Here is a 20,171-nt window from a genome sequence, read left to right on the forward strand (position 1 = left end):
GGCGTTGTCAGCCGCGGGTGTAAGTGAGCATCCGCCCTTTGTAGGCCGCTTCGTCATCGTGTGCTGCTTGGTCCAAAACCAGCTCGTGCATGGCAAAGCCTACGCGGGCCATGTGCTTGTGAAATGCGGCCCGGTTGCCTCGGTTCGGGTCCACCACCCAGATCTCTGACACCAGCGCGGCATGGGCGTGGATGAAGCTGGCCAGTGTGCCTTCGTCGTCGCGCTCGTAGAGGATGTCGCTGCCCACAATCAGATCGAACAAGCCGCTCACCCCATCATCCTGGGCCGAAGTCAGCACAGGCATGCCGTCTTCGCGCAAGGCGGCGGTGCCCCATAAGCCATGTCGGTAAGCCATCGGGGGCAAACCGTTCAAACGGGTGTTTTCATCCAAAAAAGCATGGGTTAAAGGATGGCAGTCGCTGGCCGTGACGTTGGCACCGCGTCGGTGCGCGATCAAGCTGGACAGTCCCAGGCCGCAGCCAATTTCCAAAATACGCTCATGCGTCACGGGTCGAAGGGCCATGCGTTCGGCCATGCGCTGCCCTGAAGGCCACAGCAAGCCAAACAAGGGCCAAGTGGCGGAAGAAATGCCCAAATTCAGGGCTTCGTCTAGTGGGTCATGGAACTGGTTTTTGTCGAGCAGGGAGCGGATGAGCAAGTCATCCACACCCAAAACCGCAATGCTTTCCTGTTTGGTCAGGTAGCCGGGAGGTGAAAGAGGCAAAAAGGCAATCGTTGCAGCGCAAAAACAAAAACCCCATGGCACTGGCTGGCTGGACTGTACACCTTGCTTGAAATGCGAGAAAGCCGTGTCTGTGTGCCTCAACGCACGGTCATTGGCGGCGCTTGAAGGGAACATGGAGACCCACTAGATCGTCAATGGTTTCACTTGAAAGCCCCTATGCTGAAAAAATCTTGGACACCCTGTTTGGTTTTGCTCGTGTCCCAAGGGGTGGTTGCCCAAACGATGCCCAGTGCGGGCAGTCAGATGCAGCAATTGCCCGCCATCCCAAGTGTGCCCAGAACGGCACCACGGGTCGAGGTGGCACCTGCGGCCAACCCGCTGACGCCTTCGAAGGCGGGGACCATTTTTGTAGCCCAACAACTGAATGTGACGGGTGCCAGCGCCTTCACACAAGCCGAGTTGTTGAAAGTGGCCGACTTTGAGCCGGGTCGCGAAATGAATTTGCGAGCCCTGTATGTCATGGCTCAAAAAATCACCCAACATTACCGACAGGCTGGATTTCTCGTTGCACGCGCCTATTTGCCGGCCCAAGAGGTGAGAGATGGCGCGTTCACCATCGCTGTGTTGGAGGGCCACTATGGTCAGATCGCACTGAACAACACCAGCAGCCTGGACAGCCAAGTGCCCCGCAACTTATTGAGTGGCCTGAACCCTGGCAATGTGATTGCCGTTGAACCCTTGGAAGACCGCTTGCTGCGCTTGTCGGACGTGCCCGGTGTGCAAGTGCGATCCACCTTGGTACCGGGTGCTTCGGTCGGCTTGTCCGACTTGATGGTCGAGGTCAAGCCAGGTCCACTCGTCAGCGGCAGCGTGGATGCAGACAACGCCGGTAACCGTTACACCGGTGAAAACCGCATCGGTGTCACGCTCAATTTGAACAACCCCACAGGTCACGGCGATTTGGCGACCTTGCGTGCTTTGACCTCGGGTTCAGGCTTGCGTTACGGCCGAGTGGCCTATCAGACCTTGGTGGGCAAGGGGCGCGTGGGGGTGGCTTACAGTGACTTGGCCTACGAGCTGGGACAACCATTCAAAGGGCCAAATGCCAACGGCCATGCGCGCATCGCGACCTTGTTTGGCAGCTACCCTTTGATCCGTTCACGCAACACCAACTTGAGTGCAGGGTTGAGTTTGGACAGCAAGCTGTTTCAGGACCACTTGGTCGCCACGGACAAACGCGCTCAAGTGGCAACGGCCTCACTGATGGGCGATCACCGTGACGCTTGGGGTGGGGGTGGCTTGAACAGCTATTCGCTGGCGTGGGCTACAGGCCATCTGGACATTCGAACGCCGGATGCACGCGCACTGGACGGGGCCACAGCCCAAAGCGATGGCCATTACAACAAGCTGTCTTTTGCAGCATCCCGCTTGCAGCAAGCCACGCAGAGCCTCTCATTCTTGGCCTCCATGAGCGGGCAAATGGCTTCCAAAAATCTGGATATTTCGGAAAAGATGGAGTTGGGCGGCATGTATGGCGTCAGGGCCTATCCGGAAGGGGAGGCTTATGCCGATGAAGGCTACCTGTTGACGTTGGAGGCCCGGCAGCAATTGACCATGCCCCCCAACATGTTGGGGCAAGTGCAAGCGGTCGCCTTCATCGATGCGGGCGAAGTCAAGTTGAACCACAGTCCGTGGTCTCCAGGAATTCGTCGCCGTCACCTCAGCGGTGCAGGTGTGGGGGTGTATTGGACGCGTGCCAACAGTTTTTCTGTGAAAGCGTTTTACGCCCGCAAATTGGGTAACGAGGACGCCACTTCTGCGCCCGACAAATCAGGTCGCTTCTGGGTCCAAGCGGTCAAGTATTTCTGACCTGCAGCCCAAGCTCAACAGCAGGCCCGTGCTTTTAGGGTCATCCAGACATCCAGGAAACCACCATGAACCACATTTACCGATCGATTTGGAGCCCTGAGACAGGCACATGCGTTGCGACCTCCGAGCATGTGAGTGGCGCGGGAAAAGCCGTTTCGGCTTCGAGCGAAAAACCGGTGACAAGGCTTCGTTGCCACAAACTGTCATGCGCGCTCATGTTGGTTTTTGGTGCCCTGGCCCAGGCTTCGCCCACCGGCGGCGTGGTGACTGCAGGCCGTGCCAGCATTGGCGGTACACCAGGCCAAATGACGGTCACCCAAACCACCGCGTCTGCGGCCATCCAGTGGCAAAGCTTTGGCATTCGGGCTGGTGAGTCGGTGCAGTTTGTGCAACCGAATAGCTCTTCGGTCGCGCTCAACCGCGTGGTTGGCTCGGACCCTTCGGCCATTTTGGGCAACTTGACTTCCAACGGCAAAGTGTTTCTGGTCAACCCCAGCGGTATTTTGTTTGGGCCAGGGGCTTCTGTGAATGTGGGCGGCTTGGTGGCCTCCACCTTGAGCATCAGCGACGCCGATTTCATGGCAGGCCGTTACCGATTTTCTGGGTCGAGCACAGGGGCGGTGGTCAACCAAGGCCTCATTCAGGCTGCCGATGGCGGCTATGTGGCGCTGCTGGGCAGCCAAGTGAGCAACCAAGGCCGCGTGGTGGCTCAATTGGGCACAGTGGCTTTGGCCGCAGGCCAAGCCATGACGCTCGATGTCTCGGGTGATCAACTGCTGAATGTGGCCATTGACCAGGGGGTGGCCAATGCTTTGCTGAGCAATGGGGGCTTGTTGCAGGCCGATGGCGGGAAGGTGCTCATGACCACCCAAGTGGCGGGCAACTTGTTGGCCAATGCCGTGAACAACACGGGCGTGGTGCAAGCGCAGTCACTGGCCCATCGAAATGGCAGCATTTTTCTTTTGGGCAGCACGGAGTCGGGCACGGTGACTGTGGGTGGCACGCTGGATGTGAGCGGTGGCCCTGGTCAAGCAGGCGGCCGCGTGGTGGCCACGGCGCACCATGTGGGGCTGTTCAATGCGCAGATCCAAGCCTCTGGCGATGCTGGGGGTGGCATGGTGCTGGTGGGCGGTGACTACCAGGGCCAAAACCCTGCGGTGCCCCATGCGGCAGCGGTGTACATGAGTGCGGACTCTGCGATCCACGCCGATGCACGCGTGCAAGGTGATGGCGGAAAAATTGTGCTGTGGGCCGATGGTTCCACACGGGCGCATGGCCAAGTGTCTGCCCGTGGGGGTGAGCAAGGTGGCAACGGTGGCTTGATCGAGACGTCGGGCAATGGGTTGAATGTGGCGGGGCTGGCGGTCGACACGCGCGCTGCAAAGGGGCAAACAGGCACTTGGTTGCTGGACCCGGCAGATGTTTCGATTTCATCGGCCGCCACCTCGAACGCGGTGCCAACTGGCGGGGTGTATGCACCCAACTCGGGTGTCAATTCGGCCAACGTCAATGTGGCAGACCTGGTGACTGCATTGGGTGGCACCAACGTGACGGTGACCACCACCAACACGGGTGTCAGCGGGGGTGGCTTAGGCGATATCCATGTCGATGCGGCCATCACCTGGACCGCACCCACAACGCTCAATTTGACGGCTGCACGGGATGTGAATATCAACCAAGCCGTCACTGGAACAGGGGGCAGTTTGGCTGTCAACGCCGGGCGTGACATTGTTGTCGGTGCCACGGTCACCACGACCACAGGTCACTTAGCCTTCACGGCTGGACAAGATGTCCAACTGAATGCGGCGGCCACCATCACCACCGGCAACTTGACCGCGGTGGCTGGGCGCCATGTCAACGTGGCTGCAGCATCTACGGTCACCACCGGTGACATGGTGTTTCGCGCCGACAACGATGGCACAGGCCCCGGCGTGCCTGCTGGTACCGTGAACATCACCTGCGGCGCCAGCTGCCTGACGGTGACCACGGGTGTGCTCAGCGTTCGGTTCAATCCGGCCTCTTACGCCAGTACCAGCAGCGAGATCTTGGCCTACAGCGGCAAGCTGACGGGTGGGGGCACACTGGATGCCAAAGCTTGGGTGTTTGGCCTGGGCGACAACAAAATCTACGATGGCACGACCACGGCCACCGTGAGTGGTTTGATGCCGGATGTCACGAGTGTGGCGCCGCCGGTGACTTTGGGTAGCGTCAGTAACGCCAACTTCGATACCAAGCATGTGGGCGCAGACAAACCCATTACCTTCACAAGCACCTTTGCAGACGCTGCATACGATCTGTTCGCGACTTCAGCCATGCCTGCAGGCACCTACCAAGCCCGTGCTGACGTTCTGGTGAGGTCACTGACGGTCACTGCGACCACAGATACGCGGGCTTACAACGGCACCACCAGTTCCGTGGGTGTGCCCGCCGCCACTGACCTGCAAGCAGGCGATACCTTGAACGGTGCCTTGATCCAAGCCTTTGCCAGCAAGGATGTTTTGGGCACAGGCAACAGCACCTTGATTGCCAACGGCGCTTACACCGTCAGCGACGGTAATGGCGGTAACAACTACGCTGTGTCCGTTGTGACCGCCCCAGGAACCATCACGCCAGCGGCGCTGACGGTGACGGCGCAAGATGTGAGCAAGGTCTATGGTCAGGTGCCTGCGTTGACGGGTTTCACGACCACAGCGTTGGTGAATGGGGAGACGGTGGGCACAGTGACCTTGAACAGTGCCGGACAAGCTGCCACCGCCACTGTGGCTGACGGCCCTTACGCCATTACACCGAGCAGTGCAGCAGGTGGAACCTTCATGCCTGGGAACTACACCATCCAATATGTCAATGGCGCCCTGACCGTTGTCTCGCCGGTCATTGTTCCCCCAGTTGAACCACCCGTGGTACCGATTGAGCCGCCAGTGTTGCCACCGGTAGAGCCTCCGGTTGTGCCGCCGGTAGAACCACCAGTGCTGCCACCGGTTTTGCCGCCGGTAGAGCCGCCAGTTCTACCACCGGTTGTGCCGCCGGTAGAACCACCAGTACTGCCACCAGTCGTGCAACCGACCACGCCAACCTTGGATGCGCCGCTTTTGGACAGTGAACATGCTTTGCCCCTGGTCCCGGTTTTGGATCCGAAACCAACATGGCTCACCATTGCGCCGTTGCCGCGGGTAACGCAAGGCCCCGTGACGTTTCCTCCAAGCCCGACACCCACCACGGCACCTGCCGTGCCTTTGCCTCCACCTGTCATTGAAATTGTGCGGGTTGAAAAAGAGGTGACAGCACCACCCGTTCCTGCACTACCTCTGACACCCGTGGTGCCATTGCGACCACGCAAGCAAGACCGCAACTGAAAGGCCCAAACAGGAGGGCGGTATGCTGAGCGACAAGCGGGGAGAACGGGTTCGTTGGCCTGTTTTTCTCGGGCTTGCACTCCTGGGCGTCCACATGCTGTCGACACCGGTGTGGGTCGGTGCCGTGGATCTCGGTCAGGCGCAGGAGTCGCTGGCCAAAGTTTCGTCGGCAGATTTTGGGCGGGAAAAGGCATCGAGTCACGCCCGTGAAGTGGTGGACTGGATCGTGGCTTCACAAGACCATCAAGGCTTACCTTTTGTGGTGGTCGACAAAACGCAGGCGCGTGTCTTTGTTTTCAATCCACAAGGCCGTTTACAAGGCGCAGCGCCTGTGCTGGTGGGTTTGACCCGTGGCGATGAGGGTGTGCCAGGTATTGGGGACCGCCCCTTGTCTTTGATTCGCCCCTTCGAGCGGACCACACCCGCTGGGCGCTTTTCTGCCAGTTTGGATAAGAATGTCTCGGGGCAGGCGATTTTGTGGGTGGACTATGAACAAGGGATCTCACTCCATCCTGTTCGCAGTGTTGACCCTAAAGAGCGCAGGCTGGAACGTTTGGCGTCGTCCATCGCTGCGGACCATCGAATTTCTTATGGCTGTATCAATGTGCCTTATTCGTTTTGGAACCAAGTTGTGCAACCGCAGTTTCAAAACACTGTGGGTGTGGTGTATGTCTTGCCTGATACAAAGCCCTTGAAGTCCATATTCAAGGGTTTTCCACACAACCACCATTAACCATAAAAAAGGCCACACTGAGCAAGTCAGCATGGCCTTGGCAGGCAGAATAAAACCCTGTCGGCGGCCTGAAAAGGCCATGACGTCAGGGCTTCATTCTTATTAAGGACGAACTGAGATCTCGTTCTTGACCATCTTGACGCCGCGAACGGCCCGGGCAATGGTTTCTGCCTTGTTGCGTTCCAAATTGCTCTTGGCAAAACCAGAAAGCATGACCGTACCGTTCAAAGTCTCCACGCTGATGGAGGTGCCGGCGACATCTTTGTCTTCAAAGAAACGGGACTTCACCAAGGTGGTGATGCCGGCGTCGTCGACATAAGCGCCGACCGACTCTTGGCCACGCGAAACAGCGCAACCCGAGGCAGCCAAAATAACCAGAGAAACGGCCAGTGCGGCCCAAGATGTTTTGCGGATCATGGTGTAGTCCTATCGTGCAAAGAGTGAATTCAGTCAGGCAGTGCCTGACCACAGACTCGGGCTTGAACCATTGCTGGCCCAACCCCAAGGTCATCCCATGTTAGGCAGGTCCGGTGCAATTGTCCGTGCGCTAAATCACACTCAAAGAAGAGCGTTCTGAAGCTTTCACCCAAGACACCAGCACACCTGGTGCAAGAGGGTTGCGGCAAGCAGAGGCGTGTACAGCCAGTTTGGAATCGTCGGGTAGCCAGAGCCAGAAATCCAATGAAATCGGATCGTGGGCTTCTTGCGCATGGGCCAGCCAGCCTTGGGCTTCGAGGTGTTGAGAGGCGTCAAGCCAATTCACCAAGCGTTTACCCAACACTTGGGGTAGGGCCAGGTTCAAACATTGGAGCGCCCTGGCATTGCACTCCATCAAACGCCCAGAGTTGTCCAGCATCAGCTGAGCACTGGGTGATGCATCCAACCATTGGGCTTGCCTCAGCCAAGCGGTCTCCAGCTCGGTGCGCGCATTTTGCAACTCTTCATTTTGAAGGTCCAACTCAACTTGGTGAACCTGCAGTTCATGCAGCAAAGCCAAGGCATCGTGTGCGGTGGTGGGTGATGAGGCCAAATCAAACAAAACACGCATGGCCTCGCTGGCACCTTGGCCCGTGTTGGGTTTGAGATCCTTCGCCCCCAACAGGTTTTGGGCCCGTTCACGCAAATCCTGAGCGGTCGATGGGGGCATATTTTGCGGGTTGTTCATGGTGTGTCCTTGGTCGTTGAGGCAGGCAACTGGCTCTCACGCAAACTCAATTCCAGTGCTTTGGAGGTGCTGATGTCGACAAAGGTCAATACTGCGCCGTTCACCGCGTTGGCCAATGTGCGGTAGGGCATGATGCGCACCGAAAACCAACGCCCATCGCTGGCCGCGACCGACTTGGTGCAAGGGGTCAAAGCCAGCAAAGTCTCTTTGACATCCGCTTGTAACTCTGGGTAGGACAAGATGTTGGTCAGATCGCTTAAAGGACGGCCCACATCCACCTCGCGCAAATGGAAAATATCGACCGCTTTTTCGGTGTATCGGCGTACATTCAAGTCGTTGTCTAAGAAAAGCGTGGCGATGTCCGTGCTGTTCAGCAGGTTTTGCATGTCGCTTTGCGCCAAGGCCAAATCGTCCAAGCGGGTTTGCAACTCGCTGTTGATGGTTTGCAGTTCCTCGTTCATCGATTGAGACTCTTCTTTGGAAGTGGTCAGTTCTTCATTCGACAGTTGAAGCTCTTCGTTGGCTATTTTTAAAGCGTCGTTGATGGCGGTCATTTGATCTTTTGTGGTCTGCACCGCCATTTGAAGACTTTGCAAGTCGCTCTTCTCGGCTTGCAGGCCATCCATGAGTTTCACATCCGAAACATCCCACTTTTTCTCGGATGAAATTTGCATCTCTCCTTGGAAGACCACCATCGCTGTATGGGCAAGCGCCGTGGGTTTGTCCAGTGGATAAACCGTCACCTGCACTTTCTCCTGGTTGGTTTCATCCAGAGTGAGGTTTTTCAAGATCACGGGTAGCAGCCCTTGCAGGGCTTGATTCAACGCCAATGCAATGGGGGCTCTCAGAGCAGGGCGCAGCATGACATGGATGTTCCAGTTGGCTTTGCCTGCCGCAGGTTCAAGGTAAAGACCCGTTCGCCCGCTGATGTACAAAATATCACCGGATGCGTTCACCAAAACCGCAGAGGGTGAAAACGATTGCAGCAGCACTTGATCCGCCAAGGCTTGCAGGTTGTTGCCGTGTGTCGTGAGAGAGGCGTCCAATGAAAAGTCCTTCGCCATACTTTGTGGTTTGAGCTGTCGTTGAATAGGAAAAACCACGGGGCCGGGCGCACCTGATGGTTCAATTCGCACAAAGATCCTGGACTTCGGTGCGAGCACCTTAAAAAGGTGTTGCGACTTGCCTATGGTTTCAGCACTGCCCAGTACCAACACCCCTCCTGCACGCAAGCTGAAGTGAAACAGGGGCATCAAGCGCCGTTGCAACGTGGCGTTGAAATAAATCAACACATTGCGGCACAGCAACAAGTCCAGCTGGGTAAAGGGCGGGTCCGAGGTGACATCATGCTCGGCAAACATGACCATCGAGCGGATGTCTGGGTGCACCACAAACCCGCCTTTCTGGGGCGTGAAAAAGCGATCTCTTTGGGTCAGCGAAAGCGTGGCCAATGATGCTGCGCTGTACCAGCCTCTTCTGGCGGAGGTAATGGCTTCGGGGTTGAGGTCGGTGGCATAAATTTGCACCCTTCTGTGTGCGCCAACTGCGCCTTCTTGTGCTTGGCGCAACAGCATGGCCAAGCTGTAGGCCTCTTCGCCTGTCGAGCAGCCCAAAACCCAGGCCCTGATGGGCAAGTCTGGGTGGGCCGCCAGAATGTGGGGCACGACCTGTGCCGACAAATCGGCCCAAACTTGTGTGTCCCTGAAAAACGAAGTCACACCGATCAACATCTCTGAAAAAAGAAGTTCAAGTTCGGCTGGGTTGTTTTGCAAATAGCTTGTGTAGGCTGCTGTAGAGGGCAGTTGGTGGATTTGCTGGCGACGCTCTATCCTGCGTTGCAATGTGCTGGGCTTGTACAGTGAAAAATCGTGGCGCAGTTTTTCATGGATCAACTGAACAATGGACGCCAAGTCGTCTGCGGACGAGGTCGGCAGCAGTGAGTCTGTTGCAGGGCGTGCAGGAACTGTGTCGTTCGGCAGTTTGGTTTTCCTTTCGGCATCCATGACCCCGTCCACAATTTTCTGGGGCAGGTCCTCTGGAGCCGCGACCCCATCGACGCAGGCCGAGTCAATGGCGCTTTGGGGCATGGACACAAAGGCTGCAGTGTCTGGCTGTTGTGCAAAGCACAAACCGTTGGCATTGTGAATAGCCTGCAAACCCTTAACGCCATCGCTGCCCATGCCTGACAAAATGACGCCCACGGCTCGGGAGCCTTGATCGTTGGCCAGTGAGTTGAAAAAAGCATCGATGGGCAAATGGGCACTCACAGGCTTTTGGGCCGCTTGAAAATGCAAACAGCCCCGCACCACGGTCAGTTCTCCCCCTGTAGGCATGATGTAAACAGCATTGGCTGCGACCACCACGCCATGGAGTGCGTCGTGCACAGGCAATTCGGTGACTTCTTGCAACAAGGTGCCCAGCAAAGTTTTGTGTTCTGGGCTGGTGTGCTGCACCACCACATAGGCCATGTGGGTGTCCAGCGCGACGTGCTTGAAGAATTTTTCGAGCGCGTCCAAGCCGCCCGCTGATGCGCCGATCCCCACGATGCGGGGGCCTTCTTGTGCCGCCGAGTTGATGGCGTCAGAGGTCATATTGGGGTCATCGGGTGGCGCGCGTTCAAACGGCCCACTTCAAGGGTAACAAACGGTCGTATTCCGTTTTGATGACCCTGTAGCACTCGCAAGTACCCGCTTGCATGCCCTCGCGATCCAATACTTGGATTCGACCCCGCGAATATTGAATCAACCCTTGCTTTTGCAGTCGCATGGCCGCTTCGCTCACGCCCTCTCTGCGAACGCCCAGCAGGTTGGCGACCCTTTCATGGGTCAACAGCAGTTCATGGCCCGTAGACCTGTCTAAGGCCAGCAGCAAGAATCGGCTGAAAGCGTCTTCGACGCTGTGGTGTCGGTTGCACACCGAGGTTTGTGCCATTTGTGTGATGAGCGCTTGTGTGTACCGCAGCAACAAGTGCAAAAGTGGCATCGAGTGTTCAAATTCCTGCAGCAAATCTGCGCTGCGTATGCGCAAAAAAACGCCATCAGAAAAAACGGTGGCGTTGCTCGTGGTCGACAGCCCCCCCATGAAGCTAGAGACCCCAATGAGGCCCTCGCGCCCTACAAGCGACAGCACCGAAGAGTCGCCGTTTTCGACTTGGCTGTGCAGAGCCACCAAACCGCTCAAGGGAAAGTAGACGTGGTCAAAGTGCGAGCCAGATTCGTAAAGCGACTTGCCAGCGGGCAGTGCCATTTCCTTCATGAGCGGCTCCATACGTTGCCATACGTCGAGCGGCAGACATGCCAGCAATTGGTTGTCGGAACGCGGCTTTGTGGTGATCATTCGCAAGCGATCAACGTGAAGGTCAAGCCGAGGTCCTTGTGGAGCCCCATGGCGTCTTCTTCTTGCATAGAGTCCGTTCCAAAGCACCGGTGCGGCAGCTTGCTCAAAGATAAATAGCCGCAATGGTTGGCCCATCATGAACCTCTTCACGCGTCCTTGTTTGATCTCTGACATGAAGACTCGCATTTCATACGGACTCTTGCATCGAATCTGAAATGAGTGTGACGAGCCATCGGCTCCTGCGTGGTTGTGAACGGTGTGCCAGACCACAGACGCCACGCCTTGCAACTTCTAAAGTGAAAGCCTCATCGACTCTATTGAACGAAAAGGCTTTTATGTCAGATCCTAAAACCACCCACGAAAAAATCTCATCCATGGGCGCCAGCGTCTCCAGCAAGGTGAACGAGGCGATGGACGAAGCCCGGCCTGCCATGAGCCGCGTGAGCCACCTCGTGCAGGACGAGCTGAACAGCTTGGGCGACACCGGCAAGGAAGCGTACGCAGAAGCCAAGCGCAAACTGGAAAAAGAAGCGCAGCATGTACGCGTCACCACGGAGCATTACATCCAACACGCACCCTTGAACTCGGTGTTGATGGCTGCAGGTGTGGGTGCCGCAGCGGCTTTGGGTGTGTGTTGGTTGATGCGTTCGCGCCAACAGTGATGTCCACGCTGCTGCTGAAACTTTTGCTGCTGCCGCCTGAGTTGCTCAGGTCGCACGCGCAAGGCTATGCAGATTTGGCCAGAGAGGTGGGTGCCAGCTATCTGTGCACGCTCAAAAACCGTTGCTTGTTGTATGTGCTCAGCGCTCTGACTTGTTTTCTGGGACTCATTTTGGGGGGTGTGGCGCTGCTGCTGTTCAGCGCCTTTCCGCTTCAAGACGCGCCCTATGTTTGGATGTTGCCAGCCTTGCCTTTGGGGCTTTTTTTCCTCAGCGCGCTTTGTTGGTGGTGGGCACGCAGCTTGCGGTTGGAGCCCATCTTCAGCAACTTTCAGGCACAAATCCAATTGGATATGTTGGCCATCCAACAAGCGCAGTCCACATGAGCAGCGATCTGAACGCCAAACAGCGTTTAGCGCTCTCTCGGGCTTTGCTGGTGGAGGCGCTGCGTGACCCGGTGTGGTTGATTTTGGTTCAACGTTTGTTGAAAGAAAAATCCGCTGCCAAGTCTTCAGCACCTTCCAAGCGGTCTTGACCGATTTGTTGGGCCGTTTTCCCCGAAGCCCGTGCTTCTGGTTTACTTTTTTTGACACAGGCAATTTGCCTTTTTTGGAGCTTATGAAATGACATTATCGAAACTCAACGCGCGCTCAAGCTTGCTGGCATTGGCCGCATTGGCCAGCGCAGGATTACACGCACAAGAACCCGCCATGAACACGGGCATGTACATGGGCATCAATGCCGGCGAGTCGAAAGCGCAACTGGACAATCCACGGATTGCGCAGAACTTGTTGGGTTCAGGCGCAACGGTGAATGCCGTGACATCTGACCAAAAAGAAACAGGCTACAAAGCGTTTATCGGTTTCCCCATGAATTCAAACTGGGCCGTGGAAACCGGTTACTTCGATTTGGGCCGATTTGGCTTTGACGCCACCACCTCTCCTGCGGGCACCTTGACAGGTTCTTCCCGCATCAAAGGCTTGAATCTGGACATCGTGGGCACTTTGCCGATCACCGACAGCTGGTCTTTGCTGGGCCGTGTCGGCGCTGCTTATGCACAAACCAAAGGCAGCTTCAGCGGCACGGGTGTCGGCGCGATCGCCAATACCGAAACCAACAAGCGCGAAACCAACTACAAGTACGGATTTGGCACCCAATATGCGTTCACACCTGCACTGACCCTGCGCCTAGAGGGGGAGCGTTACCGAGTCAACGATGCCGTGGGTCAACGTGCCAACGTGGATCTGATTTCTTTGGGACTGGTCTACCGGTTTGGCGGCTCATCGCCAGTGGTCAAGACGGCTTACACCCCTTACGTCGCACCTGTTGCGGAGCCGGTTTACAAAGCTCCCCCCGTCGTGGCTCAAGCGCCTGTGCCAGCACCTGTGCCGGCACAGATGCCAACACCCGCACCCAAACCATGGGTCAAAGTGAAGTTGGCGGCCGATTCCTTGTTCGGCTTTGACCAAGACAGCTTGCAAGCCGATGGCAAGCAGGCTTTGGACAAATTGCTCACAGAGCTCAAAGATGTGAATGTGGAGAGGGTTCAAGTCACAGGCCACACAGACCGTTTGGGTGCCAAAGCCTACAACGACAAGTTGTCGACCCGCCGTGCCGAGGCAGTCCGCAATTACCTGGTCCAAGTGGGTGGCATGTCTGCGGCCAAAGTCACCGCCACGGGCGTAGGCGCTGCGCAACCTGAGAGTTCAACCAATGATTGCAAAGGCATGAAAGCCAGCCAAGCATTGATCACTTGTTTGCGCGTAGACCGCCGCGTGGATGTCGAAGTGATGGGTTCACAACAACAACGTTGATCACCCACAAAAAGGCCCGCACCTGGATCCAGGTGCGGGCCTTTTTCATGGTGGGTGTATGCCCAAGCTCAGAGGCGGCGTCCTTGAATCACACGCACCAAGATCACCACGATGGCCACGACCAGCAAGATGTGGATCAAGCCGCCCATGGTGTAGGACGAGACCAGGCCCAACAGCCACAACAGCACCAAGACGACGGCCAGTGTTTCAAGCATGGTGGCCGCCTATTTTTTGATTTCATGGCCGATGACGCCGCCAACTGCAGCGCCGCCCAAGGTGCCTGTTGTGCTGCCACCGGTCAGGATGGCGCCGCCTATGGCACCCACTCCCGCACCAATGGCGGTGCTCTTTTCTTGCTGCGTCATGCCTGCGCAAGCGGTGATGGACAGACCGGCGAGCATGAGCAGGGCGGTGTAGGTGGTTCTGATCAAGGGGTGAAATGTTTTCATGAATGGCTCCTGATGGCTGTGGATGAATCTCTGATCAAGCGGTGCGCCAGCAAAGACGCGCGCGTGAACAGAAGAATCAAGATAAAAGATATGCGCACAGAGGTCTGTGAGGCAGTGCACACATCCGGTTCAGAGGCTGAGCTTGCTGCTGCCTTTTCTATAATTCGCACATGCTTCAATACCAAACCATTCCTGTCACGCCCTTTCAGCAAAATTGTTCGCTTGTTTGGGACGACCAAAGCCATCAGGCTGCTGTGGTGGACCCGGGCGGTGACTTGGATTTGATCTTGGACGCTGTGCGTCAACACGGCCTGAAGCTCGAGCAAATCTGGATCACCCATGGCCATTTGGACCACGCTTCAGGCACGGCCGACTTGGCTGAACAGTTGGGTGGTTTGCCCATCATCGGCCCGCATCCGGCAGATCAGTTTTGGATTGACGGACTGCCGCAGGCTACTGCTGCGTATGGCTTTCCACCAGCACGGGTTTTTCACCCCACGCGTTGGTTGGCCGACGGAGACACCGTGACACTGGGGGCACACACTTTGCAGGTGCGCCACTGCCCAGGGCATACGCCGGGTCATGTGGTGTTTTATTCACCCGAGATCAAGCGGGTGTTTGTGGGCGATGTGCTGTTTGCCGGCAGCATTGGCCGCACCGACTTTCCGCAAGGCAACCACGACGACTTGATCGCCAGCATCACCCAACGCTTGTGGCCCATGGGCAATGACACGGTGTTCATTCCTGGCCATGGCCCCGAGAGCAGCTTCGGTCGTGAGCGGCAGAGCAATCCTTATGTTCGCGACAATTGACAGCTTAGGTGCTCGGTCCAGCCGGGTGTGACATCAACAGCGGCTGTTGAGCGGCTCAGCCTCGCCGCGATTTTTCGTACAAGTGTTGAACCTTCGGCAGGTTGGCTTGCAGTTCTTCGATGCGGTTGGCCCCGCTGGGGTGGGTCGATAAAAACGAGGGGCTGCCATTGCCACTGGCCGCTTGCATTTTTTGCCACAAACTCACACTTGCTTCGGGTTTGTAGCCACCACGGGCGGCGATCTCCAACCCGACCAAATCCGATTCGGTTTCGTCATCTCGGCTGTATTTCAGTGTGAGCAGTTGGGTGCCCAAGTTGGCGGCAACGTCCCCAAGTTGCCCCAAGCCCAAGAGTTGCGACGCAATCGACAGGCCAATGCTGGTGGCTTGGCTTTTGGCCAATCGCTCCCGGGCATGCTCTCTCAGGGCATGGGCCATCTCGTGCCCCATGATCATGGCGACTTCGTCGTCGTTCAGTTTCAGCTGGTCCAAGATGCCCGTGTAAAAAGCGATCTTGCCGCCGGGCATGCACCAAGCGTTGATTTGTTTGCTGCCAATCAGGTTCACCTGCCACTTCCAGTCGCGCGAACGGGGGTTCCAAGGCGCTGCATGGGGAATGAGTCTTTGTGCAATGGCGTGCAATCGTTGCAGCTGCGGGTGGTCATCGGGTGCCAAGGCACCTTTTGAGCGGGCTTCGGACAATACTTGCGAATACTGTTGGCGAGCCGAATTTTCAATCGTTTCGGCAGACACGAGCTTGCGCAAGCTGGAAGATGAACCTACGTCCACCTGGGCCAGCGCTCCCGTTGCCGTTGCCGCTCCTGCAGCCAACAGGAAAGCGCGCCTTGCTTGCCATCGGGGCGGCGAAGCGTTGCCTGTCTTGGTTTCGGCAGAAGGGGTTTTGAGCTTGCAAATAAAACACATGGTGGGCAAATGATATCGAATGGATGCACTTCAAGTCTGAAATGGCAACCGATCCTCATTCGATAATGGCGGTATGGCCCATCACCCCACCTCTTCCAGCCCTTCCGATACGCAAGCACCCAGCACGGTGCGCACTTGGCGCGAAGCCCTGCGCCTGTATTTGCAACCGGCCAGTCTGCGCATGTTGGCGCTGGGCTTTGCTGCAGGTTTGCCTTTGCTGCTGGTGCTTGGGACGCTCAGCTTCCGGTTGCGCGAAGCGGGCATTGACCGCAGCACCATCGGTTACCTCAGCTGGGTGGGTTTGGCGTATGGCGTGAAGTGGATGTGGGCACCCCTGGTGGACCGCATGCCCATTCCTGTGCTTACGCGTCAGTTGGGCCGCAGGCGCAGTTGGTTGTTGTTGTCACAACTCGTCATTGCCGGTGGTTTGGTGGGCATGGCCCTGAACGACCCGTCTCAATTGCTGGGCCCTTTGGTGGCTTGTGCGCTGGCCGTGGCCGTGGCTTCGGCCACGCAGGACATCGCACTGGACGCCTACCGCATCGAGTCGGCCGAGGTCAACGCCCAAGCCGCCTTGGCCGCCAGTTACCAAACCGGTTATCGCTTGGCCATGATCTGGGCTGGGGCAGGCGTGTTGTGGATCGCGGCCTGGGCGCAAGGCGAGCAGGCGACCGGCTACGCCCAATCGGCCTGGCATGCGGCTTATCTGGTCATGGCGTTCAGCATGTTGCCGGGCATGCTGGTGGTGATGGCCTCGCCCGAACCGGTGCCCGCACCCTTCAAGCCCGCACGCAATGTGGCCGAGTGGCTCAAGGAGGCGGTCGTCGAGCCCTTCGCCGATTTTTGGTTGCGTTACCGCTGGCAGGCGGTTCTGCTGTTGGCCCTGATTGCCGTTTACCGCATCAGTGACGTGGTCATGGGCATCATGGCGAACCCGTTTTATGTGGACATGGGGTTCACCAAAACCGAAGTGGCCGGCGTGACCAAGGTGTATGGCGTCATCATGACTTTGGTGGGAGCCTTCGTGGGGGGGGTGATGTCCGCGCGATGGGGCGTCATGCGCGTGCTCATGCTGGGCGCGGTGCTGAGTGCGGCCAGCAATTTGCTGTTTGTCTGGCTCAGCGGCGTGGGGCATGACGTGCAGGCCCTGGTCTGGGTCATCTCGGCCGACAACTTGGCCAGCGGCATCGCCTCAGCTGCCTTCATTGCCTACTTGTCGTCGTTGACCAACATCAGCTATTCGGCCACGCAATACGCCTTGCTCAGCTCCATGATGCTGCTGCTGCCCAAGTTCATTGCAGGCTTTTCGGGCGACTTTGTGGATGCCCATGGCTATGCCAACTTTTTTACGGCCACAGCTTGGTTGGGTTTGCCGGTGTTGGTGTTGGTGGCGTTGGCAGGGCGGGTGCATGCCAAAACTCCTTTGCCTTGATCATCAAGATACATAAACCAACCAGCGTAGAAAAACAGGCTGTGTAGTAGTCATGCCCAAAATTGACGTTGCTCAGACTGGCTGTTAGGTGAATAAATGCCATACCACTTAGGCCTAACGCTGCCATGTGTTCCTTGGCCGTGTAAAGCTTACGGCAAATCCACATGAGGCCGATCAAAAGCCACAACTGACTTGCCAAACCCCACAGCCCATGATCAATCCATTGGTTCAAGAATTCATTGTGAACATGGCTTAACCTTCGGATTTCCGTGGAGTCGGCTTCTTCGGCCCAGTCTGATATCAGCTGCTTTCGACCCGTTTGGCCATGACCTATCCACGGCGATTCCTTGATGGTTTGGATACTTTTTTTCCACATGAAAATTCTTGCGCCAACTGAACTGTTTGCCCCCTTTATGGCGGATTCCCTAGAGATCAACAACTCATCAATTCCGGCTTGTATGGACGACAGAGGACGCTGAGCAATCGGTGTGTAGCTGAGTGCCCAGCAGAAAGAAACCAGCGCTAACAAGGCGATGAAAAAATGACGCAGCATTCTTTTGAGAGCGGCGGCCTGGAAATCAGTTTGTGCGGTGAATTTTCGATAGAGATCAACACCACAAACCAACAACCACCAAACCACGATCCCGAAAGCACCACGACTTTGGCTGGTTAGAACGGCAAGAACAGCGCAAATGCCGCCCGTGAACCAGATGCGACGATGCATCAAGCCTGCATCTGACTTCAGCGCCATAGCCAGTAACAATGCGCTGACCATGGCCATGCTCGCAGCCCAAGGTATGGGGTGTGAAGGTAAGCCACCTCTGCCATAGACAATGACCCAAATCAAACCAATGACACTGCTCCAAGTCAGGACGTATCCAATTTTTAAGCGGAAACGCATCTCATTGAATAGGCCACTTCTTGCGATGATATAAATGCCAAGCGCCCCCAAAATGAGCCGTAACTCGCCATGGCGTGCAGCCCATGGATCTGCCCAATAAAGCATGGGGATGGTTTTGAGCAACAGCACAGCACAGGTGACTTTCAGCCAAGCACAAGCCCAGATAGACGCTGCTTTATTGCGTGTCTGGCTGAAGTAAAAGGAGCCTAATCCCAGAGCGGTCAAAACGATGGCGACCCAAGCCAGACCCATAGCTTTGCTGTGTACGGAAGCAAATGCCAAAGAAAAAATCAGCAAGGTCGCCATGACTTTTCGGAAAATAGACATGTTCATTTGATAAAGTGCTTTGGCCATGCGTTGCGTACCATTGAAACAGATACTACCCAACGACTCGACACTGTTGACGGTCAAGCATCGATTTGATTCTCAGCCATTCCTCGTTACGTCTATTCCTTGGTCTTTACGAAGCTAAGCTGTGAAAAATAACGATTTCAAAATTTCTACATACGTCATCAATATGGACAGTGCCCCAGATCGAATGGTGCACATGAAATCACAACTAGATCGCTTGAGCATCCCCTTTATCAGGCAGGCTGGTGTTGTCGGGGCAGAGTTGCTGCAGCCGCATTCAGAATTTTCTGATTGGTCGTACAAATATCTGCACGGCAGGGGGTGGGCACCTCGAGAACTGGGCTGTTACCTGAGTCACATAGCGTGCCTGAAAAAATTTATGAAATCGGACGCAGATTATGCGTTGATTCTCGAGGATGACGTCACTTTGAACGACGGATTGGAGTCCTTGATCACGGATGCCCTGAGATTTCGAGCCGATTGGAACATGCTCAGACTCAGCACCGTCAATCATGGAAAGTGGTGGTCGGTTAGAGGCCTTACGAACCATTCAAACCTGGCCATTTGTTTGAGTAGGGAGAAGGGTGCGGGCGGCTATTTGGTCGACCGTCAAGCGGCGGCGCAGATGATCAAGCATTTGTTACCGATGCGACTGGCTTGGGATATCGCTTTTGATCTAGAGTGGTTTTTAGGGTTCAAGACTTTGGGTATTTTCCCTATGCCCATCAATCAGGAAAGTGACTTCGATACACAAATTCAGCAGGATTTAAATCGGATCAAGATCAAAGGATTTAAAACATACATCACCGTCGTTCCATTCAGGCTCGCTCTTGAGCTCTCTAGGTTGGCTTATCGCTCCATCAGATTGCTGAAATTGAAATTAACTCAGTGGCTGCCTTTAGGTTGACGGACGAGGCCAAAGCCTTGCAGTTGCGTTCAATGGCCACACAGAGAATTTCAAAGGGGTTTACAAGAAAAACTGCTTGAGTTTTTTTCGCCACAACTTCAAACCTGTCGGGTTGAGTGCGCTCGGGCTGACACTTTGGAGCTCGCCAATGTGTTCGCAGGAGCCCGGATTCGTGTAGGCCGTGAAGCCACCTTTTGATCGAAGGTGTCTTGAAATATGCCGTTCTTTTTTGAATTGTGAAAACCCACCCAGCTGTTTCCAAAGATCCAGCTTGGCCAAGTGGGGGTTGAATGTATAGCCATGCCATTGGGGATGCAAACTGTCCAAGCGAGCGTAGTGGTGCCCATTTTCTTCGCATGCCAAAACCAGCGAGCGTGCGTCTTCTGGCAGGTGAAAGTCAGCCACTTTGCGAAAACACACTTGGCTCACACGCGCATCGGCTTCAAGCAATTGCATGGCGCTGTTCAAGTCAATCGACGGGTCGAATAGCCAGTCATCTTCGCAGTGGAAGACGTAGGGCGTGGCGATGGACCGGTACATGTGGTCCACCGCTTTGTGGTGTCCCAGTTGGTGATCGAGACTAATCAGTTGTCCATTGGGACAAAGATGTTTGAACATCTCATTCGTGGCTTCATCCCGAAAATCGTTGATCGCAACGATCTGCTTGAACTCAACAGTGCATAGCAGACTGTCTAAAGTTCTTTTCAACAGATCAGGACGCTTCCCGATGGTCAAGCACAAGGTGACGAGTTCCATGATGTGTCTTTATTTTTCATCAACTTG

The 20,171-nt window shown here is 56.0% G+C and carries 20 protein-coding genes; 10 read left to right on the forward strand and 10 right to left on the reverse strand.

Annotated elements, in window-relative coordinates; all coding sequences use genetic code 11:
* Positions 1-7: 7 nt before the first annotated feature.
* Positions 8-724, reverse strand: coding sequence for a methyltransferase (locus B9Z40_RS14740; protein WP_100174261.1), 717 nt, complete (start codon positions 722-724; stop codon positions 8-10).
* A gap of 177 nt (positions 725-901) precedes the next feature.
* On the opposite strand from B9Z40_RS14740, the gene B9Z40_RS14745 reads away from it, so the two are divergent.
* The 3 genes from B9Z40_RS14745 to B9Z40_RS14755 all read left to right on the forward strand — a co-directional run bounded on the left by B9Z40_RS14745 (position 902) and on the right by B9Z40_RS14755 (position 6,640).
* Positions 902-2,554 carry a ShlB/FhaC/HecB family hemolysin secretion/activation protein gene (locus B9Z40_RS14745; RefSeq protein WP_100174129.1) on the forward strand — a complete coding sequence of 551 codons (1,653 nt, stop codon included), beginning with the start codon at positions 902-904 and terminating at the stop codon, positions 2,552-2,554.
* A gap of 65 nt (positions 2,555-2,619) precedes the next feature.
* On the forward strand, positions 2,620-5,907 hold the full coding sequence (locus tag B9Z40_RS14750) for a filamentous hemagglutinin N-terminal domain-containing protein (protein WP_100174130.1): 3,288 nt from the start codon (positions 2,620-2,622) through the stop codon (positions 5,905-5,907).
* Positions 5,908-6,001: 94 nt separating this feature from the next.
* The gene (locus B9Z40_RS14755) at positions 6,002-6,640 is read left to right on the forward strand and encodes a hypothetical protein (protein WP_100174131.1); all 639 of its coding nucleotides are present in this window, start codon (positions 6,002-6,004) and stop codon (positions 6,638-6,640) included.
* Positions 6,641-6,742: 102 nt separating this feature from the next.
* Here the strand turns inward: B9Z40_RS14755 and B9Z40_RS14760 are convergent, their stop codons facing one another.
* The 4 genes from B9Z40_RS14760 to B9Z40_RS14775 all read right to left on the reverse strand — a co-directional run bounded on the left by B9Z40_RS14760 (position 6,743) and on the right by B9Z40_RS14775 (position 11,141).
* Complete coding sequence (locus B9Z40_RS14760) at positions 6,743-7,057, reverse strand: BON domain-containing protein (RefSeq protein ID WP_100174132.1); 315 nt, start codon at positions 7,055-7,057, stop codon at positions 6,743-6,745.
* 130 nt (positions 7,058-7,187) lie between these two features.
* Positions 7,188-7,805 (reverse strand): PAS domain-containing protein, encoded by a 618-nt coding sequence (locus tag B9Z40_RS14765; RefSeq protein ID WP_100174133.1) that lies wholly within the window; start codon positions 7,803-7,805, stop codon positions 7,188-7,190.
* The gene (locus B9Z40_RS14770; RefSeq protein WP_100174134.1) at positions 7,802-10,396 is read right to left on the reverse strand and encodes a CheR family methyltransferase; all 2,595 of its coding nucleotides are present in this window, start codon (positions 10,394-10,396) and stop codon (positions 7,802-7,804) included. Before B9Z40_RS14770 ends, B9Z40_RS14765 begins: the two co-directional genes overlap by 4 nt.
* Positions 10,397-10,421: 25 nt before the next feature.
* The gene (locus tag B9Z40_RS14775) at positions 10,422-11,141 is read right to left on the reverse strand and encodes a Crp/Fnr family transcriptional regulator (protein ID WP_100174135.1); all 720 of its coding nucleotides are present in this window, start codon (positions 11,139-11,141) and stop codon (positions 10,422-10,424) included.
* 335 nt (positions 11,142-11,476) lie between these two features.
* Here B9Z40_RS14775 and B9Z40_RS14780 point away from each other — a divergent pair, with 335 nt between their 5' ends.
* The 4 genes from B9Z40_RS14780 to B9Z40_RS14790 all read left to right on the forward strand — a co-directional run bounded on the left by B9Z40_RS14780 (position 11,477) and on the right by B9Z40_RS14790 (position 13,614).
* Positions 11,477-11,803, forward strand: coding sequence for a hypothetical protein (locus B9Z40_RS14780; protein ID WP_100174136.1), 327 nt, complete (start codon positions 11,477-11,479; stop codon positions 11,801-11,803).
* A complete protein-coding gene (locus B9Z40_RS14785) occupies positions 11,803-12,186 on the forward strand; it encodes a hypothetical protein (RefSeq protein ID WP_100174137.1) in 384 nt (127 codons plus the stop codon). The genes B9Z40_RS14780 and B9Z40_RS14785 overlap by 1 nt, the downstream gene beginning before the upstream one ends.
* Positions 12,183-12,335 carry a hypothetical protein gene (locus tag B9Z40_RS17245; protein ID WP_158238107.1) on the forward strand — a complete coding sequence of 51 codons (153 nt, stop codon included), beginning with the start codon at positions 12,183-12,185 and terminating at the stop codon, positions 12,333-12,335. Before B9Z40_RS14785 ends, B9Z40_RS17245 begins: the two co-directional genes overlap by 4 nt.
* Positions 12,336-12,423: 88 nt before the next feature.
* Positions 12,424-13,614: an OmpA family protein gene (locus tag B9Z40_RS14790; RefSeq protein WP_100174138.1), complete on the forward strand. Its 1,191-nt coding sequence runs from the start codon at positions 12,424-12,426 to the stop codon at positions 13,612-13,614.
* Between the two features lie 68 nt (positions 13,615-13,682).
* Here the strand turns inward: B9Z40_RS14790 and B9Z40_RS17175 are convergent, their stop codons facing one another.
* Both B9Z40_RS17175 and B9Z40_RS14795 read right to left on the reverse strand, forming a co-directional pair.
* On the reverse strand, positions 13,683-13,829 hold the full coding sequence (locus B9Z40_RS17175) for a lmo0937 family membrane protein (protein WP_143473995.1): 147 nt from the start codon (positions 13,827-13,829) through the stop codon (positions 13,683-13,685).
* A 9-nt stretch (positions 13,830-13,838) separates the two neighbouring features.
* A complete protein-coding gene (locus tag B9Z40_RS14795) occupies positions 13,839-14,063 on the reverse strand; it encodes a glycine zipper 2TM domain-containing protein (RefSeq protein ID WP_100174139.1) in 225 nt (74 codons plus the stop codon).
* Positions 14,064-14,233: 170 nt separating this feature from the next.
* Here B9Z40_RS14795 and B9Z40_RS14800 point away from each other — a divergent pair, with 170 nt between their 5' ends.
* Positions 14,234-14,875 (forward strand): MBL fold metallo-hydrolase, encoded by a 642-nt coding sequence (locus B9Z40_RS14800; RefSeq protein WP_100174140.1) that lies wholly within the window; start codon positions 14,234-14,236, stop codon positions 14,873-14,875.
* Between the two features lie 55 nt (positions 14,876-14,930).
* On the opposite strand, the gene B9Z40_RS14805 is transcribed toward B9Z40_RS14800, so the two are convergent.
* Entirely contained in the window at positions 14,931-15,797 is an 867-nt protein-coding gene (locus B9Z40_RS14805) for a M48 family metallopeptidase (RefSeq protein WP_100174141.1), read from the reverse strand.
* A 73-nt stretch (positions 15,798-15,870) separates the two neighbouring features.
* Here B9Z40_RS14805 and B9Z40_RS14810 point away from each other — a divergent pair, with 73 nt between their 5' ends.
* Positions 15,871-17,229, forward strand: a complete 1,359-nt coding sequence (locus B9Z40_RS14810; RefSeq protein ID WP_100174142.1) for an MFS transporter — start codon at positions 15,871-15,873, stop codon at positions 17,227-17,229.
* On the opposite strand, the gene B9Z40_RS14815 is transcribed toward B9Z40_RS14810, so the two are convergent.
* Positions 17,144-18,484, reverse strand: a complete 1,341-nt coding sequence (locus tag B9Z40_RS14815; RefSeq protein WP_100174143.1) for an O-antigen ligase — start codon at positions 18,482-18,484, stop codon at positions 17,144-17,146. The genes B9Z40_RS14810 and B9Z40_RS14815 overlap by 86 nt on opposite strands.
* A 121-nt stretch (positions 18,485-18,605) precedes the next feature.
* Between B9Z40_RS14815 and B9Z40_RS14820 the strand changes: the two genes are divergently transcribed.
* Entirely contained in the window at positions 18,606-19,388 is a 783-nt protein-coding gene (locus B9Z40_RS14820) for a glycosyltransferase family 25 protein (RefSeq protein WP_143473997.1), read from the forward strand.
* 60 nt (positions 19,389-19,448) lie between these two features.
* Here the strand turns inward: B9Z40_RS14820 and B9Z40_RS14825 are convergent, their stop codons facing one another.
* Entirely contained in the window at positions 19,449-20,144 is a 696-nt protein-coding gene (locus B9Z40_RS14825; RefSeq protein ID WP_100174145.1) for a glycosyltransferase, read from the reverse strand.
* Positions 20,145-20,171: the final 27 nt, after the last annotated feature.

Origin of the sequence: Limnohabitans sp. 15K, assembly GCF_002778285.1 — a bacterium.
In the GTDB taxonomy this organism is placed as follows: domain Bacteria; phylum Pseudomonadota; class Gammaproteobacteria; order Burkholderiales; family Burkholderiaceae_C; genus Limnohabitans_A.